We start from the raw sequence: 22675 nt of genomic DNA on the forward strand, positions 1-22675 counted from the left end.
ATTAGATTTATGCCTTTATCATTTTAAATAATGCCCAAAAACTTACTAAACATAGCATAAAAATAGGCAATAAAATGCTAAATTCTGGCTGCAATAAACCACTAATAGATAATCTTGAAAAACTAAAAAAGATTCCCCAACTCATTAAAACCGCTAAAATCATTTCCAAGGTAATGAGGCTTAGATTTGCGTAACGATTAGAGTTTGGAGTAAAATTAGCGAGACAAATCATTGCAAGAGGTGCAAAAAGCGGAAAAAAGATTAAATTATAAAGTAATCCGCGAATTTTTTGTGTATTAACCCCCTGCTCTTTTAAAAGCATAATTGCTTCGTATGCGTCAATAATGGAGATATTACCCTTTCTTTCATAAATATTTTCCAAAATTTTGGGTTTAAAGCCATGCAAGGTTGTATAACTCTCTTCGTTTTGAATGGTCAGCGGATTTTGCCCAATCTGCAAAATGTTATCAAAATTTGTAATCGTAACATTTTGCAGATTCCATTCTTCCCCATTAAAAACCGCTTTTTGAGATTCTATCATACGCAAAATTAGGCTGTTGTCTGTGTTAAACTCATAAATCTGCACATTCTCTGCACTTTGTAATAAGGGAAAAATCTTTTCAAAGTAAATATAAGTATTGTTGTATTTCACAAATAAATCCCTTTTGACATTACCTAAGAAACCTTCATTAATAATCAAATCTACCTGCTCTTTTGCATAGGCAAAAGATGTTGCATTAAACGCAATAAAACAAAAAGTCATTAAAAAACTAAGCATAAAAATTGGCAAAAAAATCTTAATTTTTGAATAACCAAGTGCTAAAAATGCAGTCCATTGTGAATTTTTAAGTAAAACAATCATAAGCACAATTTGTGCTAAAATCAAAGAAAGTGGCAAGATAAATTGACTCGCATACATAAAATCATAAACCAATAAAAGCACGATTAAATTCGCAGAATTCGGAAGCTCATCTAAATACTTTACTAAATCAATCACAACGAAAAAACATTCTAATGAAACAAACAAAAAGAAAAAATATTTTAAATACAAGAATCCAATATAACGAAAAAATAAGCTCATTTAACTTCTTTGTTTTGGGGTTGCGGTGTTAAAGTCAAGAGGCTAGAGATTCTATTAGCTAGTTCTTTGGGGGATTCTAATTGTGTAATTTCTAATGCCGCTTTTGTGCAATGTGCAATTAAAGCAGGATTTGCTGCTTGCTCTTGTGAATCAAAATCACTTAAAACCCAATGCGTTACTTGCTCTTTTACTATGGGTTTGCCTATTCCATAGCGAATCCTATAATATTCATTGCCACATAAAGCATCAATAGATTTTAATCCATTGTGCCCCCCACTTCCTCCACCAAATTTAAATTTCACTGCTCCAAAAGGCAAATCTAGCTCATCGTGAATGACTAGAAATTCACTGATTTTATAAAAATTTCTAACACTTTGCACGGATTCTCCCGATAAATTCATAAAAGTTTGAGGTTTTAAGAGGATAGTTTGATTTGATTTATAAACTTCACCTTGAAAGTTTTTATCACTTTGCTTTGTGGCATTAAGGGAATAGATTAAGGAATCCACGACTTTAAAGCCGATATTGTGTCTGTTGTTTTGATATTTTTGACCCGGATTCCCTAAACCTACAATGAGAAACATTTTATTAGCGGGATTTAATCACACCAACAATTGCTACATCATCGCGTTCAACAATTTTTACTCCTTCAAATGTTGGCAAATCTCTTACAAGAACAACATCTCCTACATCTAAATCTGTTACATTGATTTCATAATTTTTTGGTAGGTTTTCAGGTTTGGATTTGACTTTAATACGTTTTTTAGACATCATCAAAACACCTTTATTTTTGAGACCTTTTGGAGTTCCAACCGTGCGAACTTTAACAGAATATTTTGCCTCAACTCCTTGTTGTGCAAGCATTAAATCCACATGGATAATTTCGCTTGTAATAGGGTCTTTTTGATATTCTTGAATTACGACAGGATATTTTTGTGCGCCAACTTCTACTTCAAAAATTAAATCTGTTTTGCTTTTTATTTCACGAATAAAAGCATTGCGTTTAAAAGCACAATGGATATTTTCTTTGCCTTTTCCATAGATATTGGCAATTAGATAACCATTTTTTCTTAAAGCCTTGACATCAGACTTAGAAATACTCTCTCTAATTATTCCACTTAACATTGTGTATCCTTAAAATTAAAATAAGCCTGCCATTATAGCGGATTTTTTTAAAACTTGATTTAAATTATTCCAAACTTGCTAAAATCTTTCCAAAAGCGACTTTAAAATCCTCCAAGCCCTGCTCCAATAGTTCTTTACTGACTTTATTTAAATCCACTCCCGCTTCTTTCACACTCGCAAAAAATTCTTCTAATTCGTCCATATCTGGCAAATAGGCTTCCTCTACATCTCCTAATTCCATAAAAGCATTTAAGGCAGTCAGTGGTGCGGTATTCACTGCATAGGGGTGATAGAGCTCCTTGATGTAATACACAGGCTCTAAGTCTTCGCCTTTGACGCCTGTGCTAGCAAAAAGTGCCCGCACGCCAGAGAGAGAATAACTATTAAGGATATGATATAAATATTGCGCATTTTTAATCCCCAAAGTTGCATTTGGGATTCCTTTTTCTTGTAGGATAGAATCACATTTGCGGTCAAAACGTGAAACAAAAATACTTACAACTGCGCGAGGAAAGTCTTTTAATTCTTTCTTGCTTGTTTGCTTAAGCTGTTCGTAACCCTTTTTAAATGCCTCCATACAACCTACTACTTGTTCTTTGTTGAAAACCAAAGTTGCATTGACGGAGATTCCTTGAGCAATGAGTTCTCCCATCGCTCCAAAGCCTGCTTTTGTAGCTGGAATCTTAATCATCACATTAGGATAACCAATATCATTAAACAAGCGCACACCCTCTTCAATCGTTGCTTTTGCATCTTCACACAGATTAGGATCTACCTCAATGCTAATATAACCATCATTGGGATTTGCATCGTAAAGTGGCTTAAGTAACTCTGCGGCGCGTTGAATATCTGTTTTGGCAAGTGCTTCATAAATTTCTTTTGGGCTTTTGCCTTTCAAAGAATCTTTTTGCGCTTGATAACTTTCGCTTAAAAAAGCTTGTTGGAAAATAGTCGGGTTACTTGTCGCACCCTCTATCAAATCGCCCTCAATCATTTTAATAAAGTCATTTTCCAAAAAATCTCTTTCTATAAAATCACACCAAAGTGAAAGCAATGCACTTTCTTGCATATTATCCTCCTTAATCTAAATATGTTTTGATAAGCATTAAATCTTTTTTATCAATAATGATATTTGCAGCCTCTTGCAAAACTATGTTTGCGCAAAATGCTACTTTTTTACTAGCATATTTGAACATAGAAATATCATTTGCGCCATCACCAACTACTATCGTTGTTTCGTAAGTCGCATTCAATAAGATTTGCAATTTTTCAAGTATGCGCCCTTTAGAATACGCAAACATCATTTCTCCGCCTACTTCTCCTGTCAATATATTATTTTTACGATGCAAAATATTGCTAAAATACATATCATAACCTAATGCTTTCTGTCCTGCACTCACTGCTTCATCAAATCCACCGCTAAAAACCACAATTTTATAATCACGTGTTTTTAATTCTGCAATTAATTCTTTCGCGCCCGGATTATAGCGCAAATGATTGCACACGGCATAAACCTTTTCTAAAGGCATACCCTTTAAAGTCGCTACACGTTTTTTTAAGCTATCATAAAAATCTAATTGACCCGCCATTGCTTCTTTTGTGATTTTACTTACTTCCGCTTCGCTGTTGTTAGCACGTGCTAACAAATCAATTGTTTCGCCGTCCATTAAAGTGGAATCAAAATCAAACACTGCAAGTTTCAAACCAATCCTTAATTTTAAAATAATAACTATTATACAACGTCAAAAATATAAAAGTATTTCAAAAACGAAGTTTAATTTATTTTTTTAGGTTTTTTAAAGCAAGTAGAGCTTAAAGCTCTACTTTTAGCCTTTAAGAGATTCCGAGTTTCTTTTCAAGCTGAACAATTCTGTCCCAAGTTTCAATCATAGAATCAGGATTAAGAGAAATAGAAGTAATGCCATTTTCTACTAAAAATTCTGCAATTTCCGGATAATCGCTCGGGGCTTGTCCGCAGATACCGCAGTATTTATTGTGTTTTTTACAAGATTCAATTGCCATTTTAAACATTTTTAATAATGCTGGATTGCGTTCATCAAAAATATGGCTCACTAACTCACCATCTCTATCCACTCCTAAAGTAAGTTGTGTTAAGTCGTTAGAACCGATAGAGAATCCATCAAAGAGCTGCAAAAACTCGTCCGCTAAAACCACATTGACAGGCAATTCACACATCACATAAATCTCCAAACCATTTTCCCCTTGCACCAAGCCATTTTTGCGCATAATATCAAGCACTCTGCGCCCTTCTTCAGGTGTTCTTAGGAATGGAATCATAATTTTCATATTAGAAAATCCCATTTCATTTCGCGCCATAGCAAGTGCTTCGCATTCCCATTCAAACGCTTGTCGGTATTGTTCAGAATAATAGCGACTTGCTCCACGATAACCAATCATTGGATTCTCTTCGTTAGGCTCATAATCTTTTCCACCAACCATACGACAATATTCGTTGGACTTAAAGTCGCTTGTGCGCACAATGACGGGTTTTGGATAAAATGCAGAAGCAATCATTCCAACGCCCTCTGCAATCTTTTTAACAAAAAAGTCTTTTGGATTTGCATAGCCCGACATAATTTCTCTTACGCTTTCTACGCCATCAAATTCTTTATTGCCATTATGCAAGTCAATCAATGCCAAAGGGTGTGCTTTGATGTAATTGTTAATAATAAATTCCATTCTAGCAAGCCCTACACCATTGTTTGGAATCATAGAAAATGAAAAAGCTTTTTCAGGATTCCCGATATTCATATAGATTTTAGTTTTTGGTTGCTCTAATGTGCTTAAGTCAATTTTTTCTACTTCATACTCATACACGCCATTATACACAAAGCCATCTTCACCTTCTGCACAAGAGACGGTAACTTCCATACCTGTTTCTAACTTTTCTGTTGCACCCACTGCCCCAACAATTGCTGGCACACCAATTTCGCGTGCGACAATCGCAGCGTGGCAAGTGCGCCCCCCGCGATTCGTAATTACCGCTGCCGCTTTTTTCATTGCGGGTTCCCAATCGGGGTCTGTATTATCGGTTACAAGAATCTCTCCTTGTTTTAATTCGCCCATATTAGAGATATTATCAATCACGCGAATTTTTCCGATTCCAATCTTGCCGCCTACTGCTTTACCAGTTAGCAGAATCTCTTTGTCGCCTTTATCTTTAAGGAAATATTTTTCAAAAGTATTACTTTGTTTTTTCATCTTTTGGCTTTGCACAGTTTCGGGACGTGCTTGCACGATGAAAATTTCTCCGCTATTTCCATCTTTTGCCCATTCCATATCCATTGGACGATATTCACCCGCTTCCTTAGAATAATGTCTCTCAATCAACATTGCATACCGCGCTAGAGTCAGCACTTCATCATCTTCTAGCGAGAAGCTTTTAAGCTCTTCTTCAGTGGTTTCAATGTTTTTGGTTGGATGTTTTGCGCCTGGGGCTGCATACACCATTTTAATATTTTTAAATCCTAACTGACGCTTTAGAATCGGTCGTTTTCCTAGCTCCAAAGAAGGCTTGAAGACATAAAATTCGTCAGGATTCACGGTTCCACCCACGACATTTTCTCCAAGCCCCCAACTAGAAGTGATGAAAACTGCGTCTTTAAAGCCTGTTTCTGTATCAATACTAAACATAACACCGGAGCTTCCTTTATCTGAACGCACCATTTTTTGCACTCCGACAGAAAGGGCAACTTTAAAATGGTCAAATCCTCTTGAAGCACGATAACTCACAGCTCTATCTGTGAAAAGCGAAGCGAAGCAAGATTTTACATAATGGATTAATTCCGTTTGACCTTGCACACTCAAATAAGTGTCTTGTTGTCCTGCAAAACTCGCATCGGGCAAATCCTCCGCGGTTGCAGAGCTTCTAACTGCCACATCAGCCTCTTCCATTTTGTATTCTTCGCTCAAGATTTTATAGGCTTCTAAAATCTCTTTGCGTAAATCTTCTGGCAATGGTGTGCCAAAAATCATATCGCGAATTTTTTTGGAGCGAACATTTAATACATCAATTTCTGTTACATCAATCCCATCAAGCAATTCTTTGATTTTCTCTCGAATCCCTGCACTATCTAGCAAATACCAATATGCCTCACTTGTAATCGCAAAACCATTAGGAACTTTGATTCCCATTGGCACAAGCTCTTGAAACATCTCTCCGATACTTGCATTTTTTCCCCCAACAATAGGGACATCTTTATTGTTTAGCTCTTTGAAAAACTTGATGTATTTCATCTTAGATTTCTCCTTAAAATTCCTGCTGAAAAATTGTTTTAAAAATAAAACGCGAATATTTTACTGAATTTAACTTTATCTCAATCTTAGTTTATCTATACTTTATGCGTCATTTGATAAACTTTCATTGATTTTGCAAATTTTACACACCAAAGACACAAAATTGCATTTTTTTATTGTAAGGAACAAAATGGAAAACCTATCCCAAGTCTTGAAGCAACATAAATTAGCACAAGAGGATTATCATAAAATTTTAAGTATCTTAGGACGAGAACCTAATCTTGTAGAACTTGGTATCTTTTCGGCTATGTGGAGCGAACATTGTAGCTATAAATCTAGTAAAATTTATCTTAATGGCTTTCCTACACGCGCTCCTTGGGTTCTTCAAGGACCAGGAGAAAACGCTGGTGTCATTGATATTGGAGGAGGATATGGAGCAGTCTTTAAAATGGAATCTCACAACCACCCAAGCTTCATTGAACCCTATGCGGGAGCTGCAACGGGCGTAGGTGGAATTATGCGTGATATTTTTACAATGGGTGCTAGAGTCGTTGCGAGCTTAAACTCCATTCGCTTCGGCGATATTACCAAGAAAGATTCCATAGGCGCGAAGCACCGCTATTTGTTGCGTGGCGTTGTCGCTGGAATCGGAGGTTATGGAAATTGTATGGGTGTGCCAACTATTGGCGGGGAGATGAGTTTTGAACCTAGTTATGAAGGAAATATCCTTGTCAATGCCTTTTCTCTTGGAATTGTTAAAAATGATGAAATATTTTATGGTAAAGCAGAGGGAATCGGAAACCCTGTGATTTATGTCGGCTCTAAAACAGGACGCGATGGCTTGGGCGGGGCGGTAATGAGTAGTGATTCTTTCAGTGAGGATTCTAAATCCTTGCGCCCAACGGTGCAAGTGGGCGACCCTTTTACTGAAAAGTTACTTTTGGAAGCTTGTTTGGAGCTTTTTAAACAAGATTTAATTGTTGGAATCCAAGATATGGGAGCAGCAGGACTTACAAGCTCTAGCTTTGAAATGGCAGGACGCAGTGGAAGCGGAATGGTAATGCACTTAGATAAAGTGCCTATGCGAGAAGAGGGAATGACGCCTTATGAGCTAATGCTTAGTGAATCTCAAGAGCGTATGCTAATCTGTGCCAAAAAAGGCTGTGAAGCAAGAATTATAGAAATTTTTTCCAAATGGGAATTAGATTGTGCAATTATCGGTGAAGTAACTAATAGCGGCAAAATGGAACTCTTTTGGTATAACGAAAAATGCGCAGAGATTCCTATTGCTCCTTTGAGTGAAAAAGCACCTGTGCTAGAAAGACCCGTGAGCAAAAATCCGCATTATTTGGATTCTATCGTATCTTTAGATGAGAAAAGCTTGCGCACACAGGAATCTCAAAAAGTTTTTGAATCTCTGCTTAAAAGCCCAGAAATCTGCGACAAAGCTTGGGTTTATACACAATATGATTCTACCGTGCAAACCAATACAATTATTCCTAGTGGAGCGGGCGGTGCAAGCGTAATTCGCGTCAAGGAAAATGGCAAAGGTTTAGGAATGAGTGTAGCGTGCCAAAGCCGATTATGCTATCTTAATCCAAGAGAGGGAGCAAAGCAAGCTGTGGCAAAAGTTGGACGTGATATTTCCTTGCGTGGCGGGCGTGCTTTGGCAATCACGGATTGCTTGAACTTTGGCAGCCCAGAGAATCCAGAAGTAATGTGGCAATTTAAAGAATCTTGCGAGGGCATTAAAGAGGCTTGTAAAACCCTCAATACACCTGTTGTTAGCGGTAATGTCAGCCTTTATAATCAAACCAACGGCAAAGATATTTATCCTACACCAAGTATTGCGGGAGTGGGCGTAATTGACGCGGTGAATAATGTCCTTTCTTCACATTTCAAAGAAGCCGGATTAGAAATCTATCGTCTTGCCTCGCAAGGAATCCAGCCAAAATTTGGCGCAAGCTTGGTTGCAAAATATTTTGGTAATTCTTTCAAAGGCGAGATTGCAAAAATCAATTTGCAAGATGAGCTTTTCCTATGGAATTTCCTCAATGTTGCCAATGAATATGGATTGCTTAAAGCAGCAGTAGATATTTATCAAGGAGGTCTAGCATTAGCATTAACAAAAGCTTGCATAAGAGGAAATATCGGTGTTACAACCACAAAAAAGCTTAGCTTTGATGAGCTTTTTGGCGAAGCACCGACACAGATTTTGCTTGCCATAGAATCGCAAAATCTTGAAAGGGTTATTTCTTTGCTTAAAAATTCAAACTTGAGTTTAACCAAAGTCGCAATACTTGGTGGAGAAACACTCCAGATTGGCGACATTACAATGCCACTCCATAATGCAAATCAAATTTTTTATCAACAATTCCAAAATATTATTGAAACGCTTTAATTCTTATTTTAAGATTCCATTATGGAATCTTAAAATTTTCTTTAAAGTCCTATTTCTCTTATTTCCCTTATTGTCTTGCGCACAAGATTCTAAAAGTTCGTTGATACAGCCTAATTTTATGAATTTTGACCAATTTTATACTCAAGTGCATGAGCAAACATTAGAGCGAAATTTCGTGCGATTTCGTCATCGTATCGTCGTCAGTCGTGAGGGCTATCATTTGTTATCTCCCAAAGAAAAGGAGGCATTAAACCGACTTCACGCACTTGTATTGGTATTTAGCAAGATTTCTTGGTTTATTTATTTTAATGAACAAAGCGGAGTTGGAATCTCCACCACTGCAAATAGTCATTTACAATTTGATATTCGTTATTATGAAACCTTGCGTGATATTGGGATTAATGGAGACATCAAAGCAATGTGTGTCCTCCCCTATTTTGACAAATGTATTTTGCTAGGATTTAAGATGTTTTGATTTCTTAAATTCTTTTATGGTAAAATTCTTATCTCTAGTAGCGACATAATACCATGTTTTAGCCGCTTTCTAAATTCTTTTATGGTAAAATCACAGCCTCCAAACACTGAACAGGAATCAAGTTTTAGCCGCTTTCTAAATTCTTTTATGGTAAAATAGAGATTGTTCAAACTTACCCCTCTTTGGTGTTTTAGCCGCTTTCTAAATTCTTTTATGGTAAAATGACATCGTAAAAGATTCGTATCTCGCACCTGTTTTAGCCGCTTTCTAAATTCTTTTATGGTAAAATACTTCAGAAATTTGTAGCATCGCGCGTCCGGTTTTAGCCGCTTTCTAAATTCTTTTATGGTAAAATTCTAAAAATATTTTTGAAAATGGCTTGATTGTTTTAGCCGCTTTCTAAATTCTTTTATGGTAAAATATCTAGAACATCCATAAGTCCTGCATAAGAGTTTTAGCCGCTTTCTAAATTCTTTTATGGTAAAATACATTGCTTGAAAGGCTCTATTTTACAATGTTTGAAAGACTTTGAATGTCCAAAATATCTTAAAAAGGGGTATTTTAAGAAAACTTAGGATACAATCCTTTCAAAGAATTTAAAAAGCGGCTAAAATAAGGAGTTTTCGGTCTCCGCAGGGTTACAATCCCTTTAAAACCGAGTTATCTTATTGATACCTCCTTTTAACAAATCTTTTTAAGAATCTAAGCATTTAGAATCTCTATCCTTTAACCTAAAAAAGCGTAAGCTGTCTTGGTGCATTTGCTTTTTCATTCTCACTTCTTTTGCCAAGCAATAATCGCATATTATCAAATTGCTTTTCGGTAAGAATTAGTGCCCTAATATGTCCTTTGGGTGGCACAATCAAGCCCACCTTATCTAAATAATTATTGGCACTTGCCACACCTTTGCAGATTCTCATATACACGCTATATTGCAACATCATAAAGCCATCTTTGATAAGATTCTTACGGAATCTTACATAATCTTTACGCTCTTTTTTGCTACAAGTTGGCATATCAAACATCACTAACACTCTCATAAATTTTTCTTCCATTACTCTTTTCCTCGCAAAATAGCGGAAGTTTGAGCTTAAGATTCTCTATCTCAAGGCATTTCACTACACTTTGCGCACTCACAACGCCTGCACGAGTAAGTGGATAAAGCTTATTTTCTACGATAACCGCACTCTGCAAAATACTTACCAGCTTCGCACGATTTTGCAAACTTAAGCTCTCCTCTAATTCCCCAACTTCAACCATCTGCACGACAACAGAATCTGCAAAGATTCTATAAGGTTCCATCAAATCATCTGCCAAATTAAAGGCATTAAACTGATTTTTATGATTTATCCCAAGTGCAGGATTTAGTCCGCTCACACAAAGACTTCTTGTAATCACTCCTCGTATAATTGCATAAGCATAATTGAGTGCAGCATTTATCGTTCCCATTTTACTCTCTTCAAAAATTTGCACTTTGCGGGAGAAGTTTTTACCAAAAAGAGCTTTGAAATAAATTGCTGCGGCTTTAGCTTCGTTATTGCTTGAATCTCCTAAATTCACACTTTTAGCTAAAGTTTCTAATTCCTCACTTTCTTTTTTATGCAGCATTTTTAGTAAAAGGGCTTGATTGTTAATTTTTGCCTTCACTATTTGCTGCCAAAGAATCGCCTTTCTTTGTCTGTTTAAGGCTATTTGAGATTGCAACACACTAAAGCTTCTAAAATGCCCCAAAAATGGCATAAATAGCCCACTTGGCAAATGCGATTCATCGCAAGCAAAGAGGATAATTTTGTATTGTGCAAATGCATTAAGCAGCGCATTTGTAAGCGTGATTTGATGAAATTCTAACATCACACACAAAATATCTACAAGCGGAATCTTTACACTTTCTTTGTCTTTTTGGACTATGCAAAGATGTTTATCCTCTAGGCTTAATCGCGCGGGTGTGCTTAAAAATAAGGTGCGAAATGCGGCATCAAACATTCCTTGCCCTCCTTTAGATTCTTATCGCTTAATTTTTTCTTTTAGGACTGCTTTTGAGTGCAATATCTTGGCAAGGTTCAAACTCTGCCTTTTGCATTTCACCCAAAGGAGAGACTTGGTATTTTTCAAAAGTTTTAAGATTTTGGATTCCTATGCTTTTACCCACCACTTCTTTTTGTGTGGCATTAGAGTATAAAATCTTTTCATTCTCACTCAAACCCTCAAATTTATTATTATGTTTCTCTACTTGAATACTTGCAGTTGATGTGTCAAAACTTACAAAATAACACAATTCCGCCTTTTCCATTTCTTTTTTCTTCACTAAGATTAAATCATCTTTAAAAAGTGAGAAGCAGAATGTATAGTTGGAATCCATTTCTATCCAATCCTTAATCACTCCGTCTTTATCTTTGCCTATGGCTACTGCTTTATTAGGCAGGATTCCAAGTGCAAAATCCATTGTATAAATTGGCACAGCATAGAATTTGCCTTTTTTGTCTTTAAAAATATCCACGCGCACCATTGCACCATTACTCACAATCTTTGTGCCTACTTGGCGAATCTTGCCAAGCTCTAACGCTCTTTCTATCCCCTTTTGCCCACCATAATCCATTTTATTATCTTTAGAATATTCTTTATCATTACATAATTTTTCAAAAGAATAAAATGTCTCCTTGTGCAACGCTCCCCTTGCCCTTTTGCGTGGGGGTTTGGAGACAAAGATAGAATCCACTTTGTCTAGCACCATTTGCCTAAAGTTTTTGCAAGGCTCAAAGAATGCTTTTTTAGCTTTGTATTCAGATTCTGCAATTTGCTTAGCATAGAATTTTTTCTTATTTTCCTCTTGATTTTTTCTAAAATTTGCAAATGCTTTAATCATCGCATTGTTGGTATAGGCTAAGATAACTGCATCCACTGCGTGGTGGAGATGATTGTTTCTATCTTTATTACCCAAGCCCCAATAATGCCTAAGCATTGATGTGAGCTGTCCGCTTATCACCTCTAGATGATTCTTGCTACCCTTTTCTCCTGCAATGCTTACTTCATTTTCACTTAGATTTTCAAACTTTAGGCAATGATTCGTCCATTGACTTGCTAACCTTGCAATATAGCCTGTATCATTGATGTTGCGTGCAATAAAGCCAAGTTCTTTATCTTTAAAGTCCTTATTGCTGATTCTACGTTGCTTTTGTTTAGGAAGGTTTGCACTAAGGCTAAGAATCCTATCCCACTTCTCTTTATCATTTCCAAAGGCTTCAAAAGGTGTTTTATTGCCCTTGCCCTGATTTTCCTTAGCAAACACAAGCACCTTATTCATATAGCTATCATCAAAACTGCGTGAGTAAGGGTAAATATGATCAACTTCCAACACCTTGGAATCTAGCAAATGTTCTCTTGTAATTTTTCTATCACTATATACACAAAGCTCCTTTTGTTCTATCCAAAGCTTCATCTTAAGAATATTTGCGCCATTAATGGGTAATCCTAGAATCTCGCATTGCTGTATTGCTTTTTGATTCGCCTCAAAATGCTCTCTTTGCTCTTTTTCAATTTTCTTGCGTTCATCATAGTTTTTGCCTGCTTCGCGCGTAAATTCTAAATGAATCTTATGCACATTTCCATATTTTCTTAAAAGTGCGTTGAGCACCTTGCGATACTCACTTAATGCTCTTGCAACGACTGGATTTGCCAAATAGGGTTCATAGTCTTTTAGCGGGATTAAAAACTCACCCTTTTGCTTATGCTTTCTATGTTCTTGCAATCCTGCCTTTTTCACTGCTTCATCATAGCGCAACCCCTCACGCATAAAGGGTAGAATCTTATCAAGTGCCTTAAAGCTTAAATCAATATGTTTTGCAAAATTCAAATTGCTTAAGGCTTCTACTTGCTCCTTGCTTAATGCGGAATAGTTTTGCAATTTTTTAGCTAAATTTTCTTTGCTTTTAATGAGGGCAATATCCATGGCGATACTATCTAACTCCTCACGAGAAAATTTGCCGAAATCTTCGCCCATTGCTTTTTTAAAAGCCTTAAGATTTTTAAACTCAATAAGTTTTGCCTTTTCAGCTTCTTGCATTCCTTTGGTATAATCAAGCTTAGAATCTTTCGCAAATAAAATACACTCATCAAGGTGCAAAATCTCACGCAATTTTTTATAGCTTATCTCGCCTTTATCAAGCACAATTTTTAGAATCTCTTGAATCTTATCTTTTCCATACGCTTCGCCAATGCCAAGATTTTTGCTTTTTTCTTCAAGATTCTTTAGGGTATTGATAATGCGTGTGAGGGCAACAAACTCTATTGCGCTTAAAGAATCTTTTGGTGCGCGGGGCTCATCATAAAACACACATTTGCCGACTTTATTTTCAAAACTTTTTAAATCCTTTTGGTAAAAGGCTGTTTCTATGATTTGTGATTCAAAATTTTCACTAAAAGTTATCCCAAATTCTTTTTGCTTTGCAAAGATGAGCTCTAACTCTGCCCTTACTTGCTCTTGTGCCACGCAATGCTCGTAACTTTCTTTTTTATTGCGCACATTTTTAAACTCTTTTGTAATATTGTTACCTTTTTTCTCACTTTCTAATCTTAGCTTTTGATAAAATTCTTTATAGAGATATTCACCTACACTTTGATACTTATCTTTCATAGCTGTTTCATTTACTTTAATCGCACTTAGCACCTTTCCAGAATCTTTATCGCTTCCTGTTTTTGCGTGTTTGTTCCCATAGCCGCGATGTTTAGCGATATGTAAAATTACCCGTGCTAAGTCTTTAGAATCTAGCTTTTGACTTAGAGCTAAAGTGCGTAGCTCATAGGGGCTTTTGTGTTCTTTGCTTGTTTGGTATGCCTTTGGTAATTCCCCATCATTTGCAAGATAATCGCTTAAATTTAGCCCAAATTCTTTACAAAGCAGTCTTTTAATCGCATTGAGTCTAGCTTTTCTCCGTGCTAATCTCCGTCTAACCCCTCTTGCTTCTCTACGCGGAGCAGCAAGCGAATCACCATTTTTTGGATTCTCCGCTTTGGTAAAGATTCTCACCCCACAATCTTTTAATTCTTCTCCCTCTACATATGCCCAACCAATGCTTGTAATGCCTATATCAAAACCAAGAATTTTCATTGCAACTCCTTAAACTTTGAGTCAAACAATCAGTTATAAAAATAAATAATTTCAAATGACAAATTTTGCTTTCTAAATTGCAAATCAATCTTCAATATAATTCTTAAGCTTGCGCCCTACTTTTGGGTGTTTTAGTTTTTTAATTGCACTAGATTCTATTTGTCGGACACGCTCACGCGTTACATTGAGCTCTTTGCCAATCTCCTCTAATGTCCTATCAGATTCATCATCAAGCAATCCAAAGCGCATACGAATCACAGCCTTTTCGCGTTCATTGAGCTGGTCTAGCACATCATCAATCTGACTTTTTAAATCCTCTTTTAAGATATGGTCCATTGGTCCAACAGAACTTTTATCCTCTACAAAATCCCCAAATTTTCCATCTTCACCATTTCCAATAGGTGCTTCTAAGCTAATAGGTTCTTTGGTGATTTTGATGACATTTTTTACCTTATCCACAGGCAGCCCCACACCCTCTGCAATTTTTTCCAAATCCGGCTCTTTACCCTCTTCTTGTAGAAATTTGCGCATAATTTTATTAATCCGATTAATTGTTTCAATCATATGAATTGGAATCCGAATCGTGCGTGCTTGGTCGGCAATGGCGCGGGAAATTGCCTGACGAATCCACCAAGTAGCATAAGTAGAGAATTTATAGCCTTTTTTATACTCAAACTTATCTACTGCTTTCATTAATCCAATGTTGCCCTCTTGAATCAAATCCAAAAATGGTAATCCGCGATTCGTATATCTTTTGGCAATGCTTACAACAAGGCGTAGATTGGATTTTGCCATTTTTGCTTTTGCTTTATCGGCAATGTCTTTTCCGCGCTTGATTTGCTCTAAGATTTGCTTAAGTTTTTCTGGTTCTAAGTCAAAGCTCCCCTCACTTGCTGCTTTGGTTTGAAACAACTTTTTAATCTCCATATAAGTAGAAACCATCGTTGCTTCTGGCGCAGCAGCAGTAATGTCTGCTTTGCTCATTTCCGTAATATTATCCAAGATTCTTTTATGATTATTTAGCAAAATATCATTAAATAAAGGCAAGCGATATTCTAAACGTTTTAATTCCTTTTCAAAACCCTCATCACTTTTAATTGTATTTTCCATTGCTTTGACAAGCTCATTAATTAACTTGCTTGTAGGTCCCAAGTCTAGCAGCTTTTCTTTCAAAAGCTGTTTTTTATGCGCCAAAGTCAGCAAATACAACATATCCTCACAACTCTCATTGTCCTTTTCTTGTTCCCAAGTTTTCAGCCAATCTTTCTTTGCTTTTTCTAATGCCTTAAAGCTTATCAACACCTTTTCTACGCGTTTTTGGTCTTTTTTACTAATCGGTTTCTTGGAATCCTCACCTTTTTCATTTTCACTCTCCTCTTCCTCCTCCTCTTCCAAATCCTCTTCTTCGCCCTCCTCCTCGTCATCATCAAAACTTTTAAAAAGCTCTTTGACGCGTCTTTCACGATTGATTAAAGCTTCTTTGTAATCCAAAATAAAATCAATCAAATAAGGCACAGAACAAATTGCGTCTAGGATAATATTTTCGCCTAGTTCAATGTTTTTACTAAGCTCCACTTCATCTTCACGTGTCAAAAGTGGAATCTGTCCCATTTCACGCAAATACATTCTAACAGGGCTATCACTGCGACTCCATTCAAGCAATTCACGCTCTTTCATAAAGTCAAATTCATCTTCTAATTCTTCATCTAAAAGCCGTTTTTTATCCTCTTTGATTTTTCTTGCATCGTCTTGATTCAGAATTTTTGCTACTTCAGAAGCAGACATCAATTTTCTATTGTATTTTTTTGCAAGCTCACTCACTCTTTTGGCTTGTGCAGCGGTAGGAAGTTTACCCAAAACCTGTGCAATTTTTTCATAAGAAACATATTTAAACTCACTTTGAAACAATTCGTCTAATTGTTGATTGATATTTTTTGCAGACATAGAAAACTCCAAGAAGTAGATAAAACTTAATTTATTTTTAAGTTAATGAAAAAACATTAATTATATCTAAAATTTATAAATTTAATCTTAAAAAATAATAGAGATTCTAACATAAATGCAAGAATCAATTCAAAATACTTTAATAATACTAAATTAGGAATCTAAAAGCTTTAAATTAAGAACGAAATCTCCAACATTCTTTAATTTCTTTTAAATATTTTTTATCCACTTCGGCAATCAGTAATTCCTCGCGGTCACCTAAGCAATCTATCACTTCCCCATTAGGACAGACAAACAAAGAATCTCCATAAAAATTCCACAATGTCTTTGTCGGTGCGTCCTCATATTGCCCAATTCTGTTTGCACGCAATACATAACAACTATTCAAAAAAGCCCTCATTTTTATAATACTACGCCAACGCAAAGAGGAATCAAAGGTGGAAGCACTCGGGAGCAATACACAATCTACATTCTCATTTTTAAATTTTAACCAAAACTCATCAAAATGCAATTCATAACCAAAAAGCACAGAAAATTTAATTCCACCCACGCTAAAAATCGGAGGGATTCTAAGGATTTTTGGAGAAGTATTGGCAAAAAATTTCTCTTCATTCCAATGCTCATAAGGCATGAGTTTCTGTGCTCTATAACGCAAAGCCTTGCCCTTATTAATGATTAGAATCGTTTTATAAAGTTTGCGGGAAACCACTTCTAAAATAGGTGTTACAATGATGATTCCATATTTGCTAGAAAGCTGCAACAAATTTTCATTTTCTTTGTTGATTTGTTCTAACCATTGTGATTTTTTATGTCTTTTAGATTCCAAATTTTTAAAAAACGGATTAAGTAAATATTCTCCAAAAAGAATAATTTTAGCCTTTGCTTCCACAGCCGTCTTAAGATAAGATTCTATCTCACTTTGACTTTTATTATTTGAAAGTTGTAGAGCAGCGATTTTCATTGGTTTTCCTTTTTGTATTGCATTTTGAGTTCTTCGCATTGTAATTGCGCATCTTCCAAGATTCTTTGTGCTTTTTGTAGATTTTCCATACCCTCTTTATAGAACGCTAAACCCTCATTAAGAGTAAGTTCTTCCTCCTCTAATTTTTCTAAGCATTTTGAAATTATACTGAGATAATCTTCAAAGTTCATTTCCTGATTTTTCATTGCTTTTTGTTTATTTTTTTGCATTTCTTCTCTCATGGTTGTCCTTGAGTTTGGGATACATTTTGAGTTTCCAATAAATTTTTAGCATCTATACAGAGATTTTTCCAAGGCGATTCTGCTTGGACAGCCTCGCAACGATTATAAGATTCTATTGCGGCATTTTTATTACCCAATTTGTCGTTTAAGTAACCTTGTAAATAATAAATTTGAATCTGCTCATTTCCTGAATTAGCACGAGATTCTACATTTTTGAGCAAATCTAAGGATTCTTGAAATTTACCTTCACGATTGAGAGCCTCTATCATACCCAATTCAACCCAAGGGGAATATTCAAAACGTTCATATCGCTTTTGGAGAGCCATCAGTTTGCCTGCATACACTTTAATTGCTGTATCGTCTTTGTTTGCAAGAGATCTTTGCAAAGCTTCTTTATAAACCTCAATCATTGGATTGCTATCTTTTAATTTATCTTCCAACATAGGTAAAATCTTAAACGCTTCCTCCCACCTTCCTTGCTTACTCAAAGACATAAACAATATCCAAGCACTATCGTTGTATGCGGGATTACTTAACAAGCTCAAGGTATCCCTTGCGGCAAGAGCTGCTTTGGGATAATCTTGCATTTCATACTCTACCCACGCCAAACGATAGAGCCAATCCTCTTTATCCGTAGCTGTTTTGGCATTTTGGGATTCTATTTGAGCAATTTTTTGTGCCGCATTGTATTGTTTATTTTCTCTCAAACAATCCAACATTTGCAACTTTTCATTGCTTTGCAATGGAATCCTCTCGGCATACAAGCTACCATAATACGCTGCTTCTTTACAATTTTGTGCCTTTAAAGAATCTCTCGTCAATGCACTAAGCGCATTCAATAAAACAGCGGGGTTCTCTCCTAATTGACGCTCTAACTCCTCTCTTAAAGCAAAGATTTCTTGATAATTCCCTGTTTCATACAAGGTTTCAGCTTTTTTCTCTAATGCCATTTTGGCTTCTTCTTTGCCTTGATAATTTTCCATTACATAATCATAATGTTCTAATCGTTTTGTCGCATTATCCTCATTATAATTCAACAACAAATTATCGTCCAAATTTTTTACTTCGCGTCGTTCCGCTTCACTTTCTGTTTCTTTAAGTAAAAGTTGATAATATTGGTGTGCTTTTTTAAGATTTCCTGCTTTGTCAAACCATATTGCCATACTTTTAAGGAGTGGCAAATACAATGGGTCATCTTTATCCTCCAAAGCCTCAAACATTACTTCTGCCACTTGCGAAGGCACATCTACAATTCCAACTTCTGCCCAACCTTGTAACAAATTATAATACTTTGGAATGTCTTTAAGAAAATATTTTGGATTCGCGTCTAGGACACTTTTAAGATGCCTTTGTGCCTCTGTTTTGTTTTCTGCTTTGCGATAATAATCCCCAAGCAAAATAGATGCTAAAGAAGCGATTTCTAAATCTGTCGTTTCATTTAAAGTAGATTCATACATATTTAAAACAACTTTGCGGTCCCCCCTAATATAAAGATTCTCTCCATAATCAAGTCGCGCAAGAAGCTCGTATTTATCACCCTTATACTCGCTAAAAAGCCTATCATAATAGTATTTTGCCTCTTCAAAAAAGTTCATTTTAGCATAAGTTTTTGCCAATATAAATAAGATTTGTGGCACATGAACATCTGTTGGATAAGCTTCTAGCCAAGCTTTAGCTAGTATCATTGTATCTTCGTAATCTTCCTCTTTACCCAAGCTATCCAATGCAGCAATTTTAAAATATAAAATATCACGTTTAAAGATTGTATCAGGATAAAGAGCAAGCATTTCTTCTATTGCATTCAAAGCTTCAGTATAGGATTCTTCAGCAATTAAGGATTGTATGTGCAAGAAAGAATCCTTGTCCGCTCCAACTTCATTATTCATTGGGCGCATTTGCACATCTAATGCCCCCACTCTCGGTAAATGTTCCTCAAAGAAAATAGGAAAATTCAATCCATTGCTTGGCTGGTCGTTTAAAAATGGAATCTTATTTTCATAACCTAAAATTTGCCAACGTTTGGATTTTTCGTTGTGTTCTTGCGGGATAGGCTGATTAGAGATAAGGCTAAATTCTGTATTATAAAGTTTAATTTTTTTGCCATTTTTTGGTTTGATTTTCAAAAAGAATCTCTGCGTATTATCCTCAAGACTTTCTGGCACGATAGAAAAAAATAAAGTCTCACTGCGTTGAAAACGCGATAATAAAGGGGAATCAAATCCGCAAATAATCTCACTGACTTCAGACGCTCTATCATAGGATTCCACACAAGCAAACGGAACATTGTCTATTAGGTTTAAAACAGCAAAGTTTCTATTCTCTTCTCTACCGCTATTGATATAAAACTCTAATCCAAAAAAAGAATTTGCTATAAACAACAATAAAAATACTAAGTGATTCTTGTTTTTCATAGATTTCCAAATTTTAAATACGAAATTATACTTTCTTTTCTTTGAAATTTGCTTTTAGTCTTTTGAAGCTGCAATAAATTCAAAATAAGTTATCTCTGCACGCGCTAAAATGCGCATAGGAGGTCCCCAAAATCCCGTGCCACGATTAACGTAAATCTGCGTTGTTAGGCTGTGCTGATACCAACCTGCTAAATAAGGTTGGTCTAGCTTTACAAGGAATTGAAAGGGGAAAATTTGTCCTCCGTGCGTGTGTCCGCTCAAAATTAAATCCACTTGATGTTCTTCTCTCACCTCAAGGGCAAATTTTGGCTGATGCGCTAATAAAATTAAGGGTTGGGATTCTGCCCTATTTTGCAAAGCTTGTTCCAAATTTGGCTCTAAAACGCCTATTCTGCGACCAAACAAATCATACACTCCCGCCAAATTTAACACTACTTCCTTTTGTCCGTTGATACTTTTCATTAATTGCACGCATTCATTTTCCAATGTCTTAATTCCAATGGCTTTTAAACTTTCAAGTAAGGGTTGGATATTGTGGAAATATTCGTGATTCCCTGTTACAAAATATACACCCAAAGGAGCTTGAAACTTACCAAGCTCTGCAATAGTTTTATGCACTCGTCCTACTTCTGTGTCTATAATATCACCGGTTAGCACGATAAAATCCGGCTTTAGCGCATTGGTTTGATTCACAATTTGGCGTACAACATTTTCTTCAATCAATCCTCCAATATGCAAGTCGCTGATTTGCACCGCACTCATTGGTGTTTTAAGATTCTTTAATGAAATCTTAATGCGCTCTATTTTGGGAGATAATCTTCCCTCCACCAATCCCGTGCCTAGATAACCTAACGCAAAGATTCCGCTTGTGGCATTTAAAGTCCTTTGAAAGAATCCTCTGCGCTCTTGAGAGAATTTTGGAAAAAACCAAATTATAAGACGCAACAATAATGCAAGAAATTGATAAACTAACATTGCGACAAATAATACAAATCCTATACCAATGGATAAAGAAGCTAAAAAATATATACTTTGTGGAAAATCTACACAATAACGCGCCACAAAATAAACCACAACCCCAAAAAAATTAAAAATCAAAAAAGTTTTTAATACCAAAAGTGGAATCTTTAATTTAATGATTTTCTTAATAAAGAAAAAATAGATGCTTAAATGAAAAATAAAAAATACAAGCAAAGCCAAAAAAGGAAAAAGATTTTTTAGCATATAAAAACTCCTTGAGGCTTCATTTATTTTTTAAAAAAATAAACCTATCCATCTAATTTGCGTGTCAAAAACCATAAAATTAAAACAGCTTGTAAGCCACAAATTAAAAATGCGCAATAAAGGAGAATTTGAAGATAAAATTGCGATTCTTTGATGATATTTTGTGCATAAAACTGCTGGCTTAATGTTGCAAGCTCTAAGCTCGCAAGCAATCCGTTATCCTCTTCTAGTTGTTGCAAAAGTTCTTGATTAATGCGAAAGGCTTCTTGTGTAGTTTGCAAGAAAAATATTTTATTTGCATTATTCAAAAATTCTTCCATTTTAAACTTCAAATTTCCATCGCCAAAATAGATTTCATCTAAAGTAGAAGCTTTTTTATTGCCAATAATTGTAGAAATTACAAAATTTTGCAAAATCATATGAATAGAATTTAGCTGATTAATACAACTGCGAAGTTCTGTTAGGCTTTCGGGATTATTGCGATTCAAAATACGATTCGTAACAACAATTTGAGATAAAAAAACGATTCTTTGAGCAAGCAAACGTTGCTTGCCACTAATATTCACATAATAAAGTAAAGCGTCTTGTTTTTGCAATCCTCGTTTGTTAATTTGTGCATAAAAAATGATTCCGACACACAAGAGGATACACAATAAAGATTCTAAAATGATGATTTTTTTACCTTTGAAAAAATGCAATGCTTTACCTTATAAATTATTGGTGTATTGTATCAATCTTGATAAAAATTAGCAATAAATTGTGCTAAAATTAACCTTTCAAATTCACCGATTCCCATTATTCAAGGAGTATCTATGTTCTCTCTAAAAGCACTAAGCCCAAATCTAATACAAAAAAGTTGTTTTCTGACTTTTAGCGCATTGCTTTTAGGCGCGTGTGCGCAAAAGTTTAATGATTTGCCCAATACACGTGTTTTAAAAACTTGCCAAGAACCCATTGCGAGCTATCATCTAATGGGTTTAAAAAGTGGTGATTATAATGACCTTACGATTCCTAATACGCAGGTGCAACAAATGGTAGAAAAATCACTTGCGCAGAGTGGTTGCTTTATTCAATCTGAACAAATTAGCGCAGAAACAACCAATACACAAAAGAATCATTATCAATTAGAAGTAGTCTTTGGCAATATCAATACACAGACTAAACAAGGCGGTTTTTGGAGTTCGCAAACAAGCGACCAAGCTGTTTTTGAAGTTCAACTTAATTTCCATAGAACCAATGAAGTGAGAATCTTTCGTGGAAAATCAAGCATTCAAAATCAAAATAGTCAATATTTAGTCATTTTTGGAGAGAAATCCAAACTCAATCCCAACCAAATCCAAATTACTATTCAAAATGCAATTAATTCCGCCATTAATGAAGCAACACGCAATTTAATTCAAGAAGTCCAAAACAAAGATTCTACAAATTATTCCAATTTTTAAATTCTAAG

Annotated in this window: 18 protein-coding genes and 1 CRISPR repeat array; of the genes, 3 read left to right on the plus strand and 15 right to left on the minus strand. The window is 35.6% G+C overall.

Features of this window, described 5'->3' with window-relative positions; translation table 11 throughout:
* Positions 1–7: 7 nt before the first annotated feature.
* The 6 genes from CQA43_RS00720 to ppsA form a co-directional block, all read right to left on the minus strand.
* Positions 8–1081, minus strand: a complete 1074-nt coding sequence (locus CQA43_RS00720) for an LptF/LptG family permease (RefSeq protein WP_115550702.1) — start codon at positions 1079–1081, stop codon at positions 8–10.
* The gene (gene pth / locus CQA43_RS00725; protein WP_115550703.1) at positions 1078–1665 is read right to left on the minus strand and encodes an aminoacyl-tRNA hydrolase; all 588 of its coding nucleotides are present in this window, start codon (positions 1663–1665) and stop codon (positions 1078–1080) included. The genes CQA43_RS00720 and pth overlap by 4 nt, the downstream gene beginning before the upstream one ends.
* Before the next feature lie 4 nt (positions 1666–1669).
* Positions 1670–2206, minus strand: coding sequence for a 50S ribosomal protein L25/general stress protein Ctc (locus tag CQA43_RS00730; RefSeq protein WP_115550704.1), 537 nt, complete (start codon positions 2204–2206; stop codon positions 1670–1672).
* A 64-nt stretch (positions 2207–2270) separates the two neighbouring features.
* Positions 2271–3275 (minus strand): transaldolase, encoded by a 1005-nt coding sequence (locus CQA43_RS00735; RefSeq protein WP_115550705.1) that lies wholly within the window; start codon positions 3273–3275, stop codon positions 2271–2273.
* Between the two features lie 10 nt (positions 3276–3285).
* A complete protein-coding gene (serB, locus tag CQA43_RS00740; RefSeq protein WP_115550706.1) occupies positions 3286–3909 on the minus strand; it encodes a phosphoserine phosphatase SerB in 624 nt (207 codons plus the stop codon).
* 130 nt (positions 3910–4039) lie between these two features.
* The gene (gene ppsA, locus CQA43_RS00745; protein WP_115550707.1) at positions 4040–6463 is read right to left on the minus strand and encodes a pyruvate, water dikinase; all 2424 of its coding nucleotides are present in this window, start codon (positions 6461–6463) and stop codon (positions 4040–4042) included.
* 190 nt (positions 6464–6653) lie between these two features.
* Here ppsA and purL point away from each other — a divergent pair, with 190 nt between their 5' ends.
* A complete protein-coding gene (purL, locus tag CQA43_RS00750) occupies positions 6654–8864 on the plus strand; it encodes a phosphoribosylformylglycinamidine synthase subunit PurL (RefSeq protein ID WP_115550708.1) in 2211 nt (736 codons plus the stop codon).
* A 118-nt stretch (positions 8865–8982) separates the two neighbouring features.
* Positions 8983–9339, plus strand: coding sequence for a hypothetical protein (locus CQA43_RS09985; protein WP_300674480.1), 357 nt, complete (start codon positions 8983–8985; stop codon positions 9337–9339).
* Positions 9340–9394: 55 nt separating this feature from the next.
* A CRISPR array of direct repeats spans positions 9395–9826; the repeat unit is 36 nt; unit sequence GTTTTAGCCGCTTTCTAAATTCTTTTATGGTAAAAT.
* Between the two features lie 244 nt (positions 9827–10070).
* Here CQA43_RS09985 and cas2 read toward each other — a convergent pair.
* The 9 genes from cas2 to CQA43_RS00795 form a co-directional block, all read right to left on the minus strand.
* Positions 10071–10394 carry a CRISPR-associated endonuclease Cas2 gene (gene cas2, locus CQA43_RS00755; protein ID WP_245944171.1) on the minus strand — a complete coding sequence of 108 codons (324 nt, stop codon included), beginning with the start codon at positions 10392–10394 and terminating at the stop codon, positions 10071–10073.
* Positions 10357–11322 (minus strand): type II CRISPR-associated endonuclease Cas1, encoded by a 966-nt coding sequence (gene cas1 / locus CQA43_RS00760; RefSeq protein ID WP_115550709.1) that lies wholly within the window; start codon positions 11320–11322, stop codon positions 10357–10359. Before cas1 ends, cas2 begins: the two co-directional genes overlap by 38 nt.
* Positions 11323–11350: 28 nt before the next feature.
* Positions 11351–14443, minus strand: a complete 3093-nt coding sequence (gene cas9 / locus CQA43_RS00765) for a type II CRISPR RNA-guided endonuclease Cas9 (protein WP_115550710.1) — start codon at positions 14441–14443, stop codon at positions 11351–11353.
* Positions 14444–14527: 84 nt separating this feature from the next.
* Positions 14528–16387, minus strand: a complete 1860-nt coding sequence (gene rpoD, locus CQA43_RS00770) for an RNA polymerase sigma factor RpoD (protein WP_115550711.1) — start codon at positions 16385–16387, stop codon at positions 14528–14530.
* Between the two features lie 175 nt (positions 16388–16562).
* On the minus strand, positions 16563–17348 hold the full coding sequence (locus CQA43_RS00775; protein WP_115550712.1) for a carbon-nitrogen hydrolase family protein: 786 nt from the start codon (positions 17346–17348) through the stop codon (positions 16563–16565).
* Complete coding sequence (locus CQA43_RS00780; RefSeq protein WP_245944172.1) at positions 17345–17590, minus strand: exodeoxyribonuclease VII small subunit; 246 nt, start codon at positions 17588–17590, stop codon at positions 17345–17347. The genes CQA43_RS00775 and CQA43_RS00780 overlap by 4 nt, the downstream gene beginning before the upstream one ends.
* On the minus strand, positions 17587–20001 hold the full coding sequence (locus CQA43_RS00785; protein WP_115550713.1) for a tetratricopeptide repeat protein: 2415 nt from the start codon (positions 19999–20001) through the stop codon (positions 17587–17589). The genes CQA43_RS00780 and CQA43_RS00785 overlap by 4 nt, the downstream gene beginning before the upstream one ends.
* A gap of 54 nt (positions 20002–20055) precedes the next feature.
* Entirely contained in the window at positions 20056–21225 is a 1170-nt protein-coding gene (locus CQA43_RS00790; RefSeq protein ID WP_115550714.1) for a metallophosphoesterase, read from the minus strand.
* A gap of 44 nt (positions 21226–21269) precedes the next feature.
* Entirely contained in the window at positions 21270–21923 is a 654-nt protein-coding gene (locus tag CQA43_RS00795; RefSeq protein ID WP_115550715.1) for a hypothetical protein, read from the minus strand.
* Positions 21924–22037: 114 nt separating this feature from the next.
* Here CQA43_RS00795 and CQA43_RS00800 point away from each other — a divergent pair, with 114 nt between their 5' ends.
* On the plus strand, positions 22038–22667 hold the full coding sequence (locus CQA43_RS00800) for a hypothetical protein (protein ID WP_115550716.1): 630 nt from the start codon (positions 22038–22040) through the stop codon (positions 22665–22667).
* The last annotated feature ends 8 nt before the right edge of the window (positions 22668–22675 follow it).

This window comes from Helicobacter ganmani, assembly GCF_003364315.1.
Lineage (GTDB): Bacteria > Campylobacterota > Campylobacteria > Campylobacterales > Helicobacteraceae > Helicobacter_D > Helicobacter_D ganmani.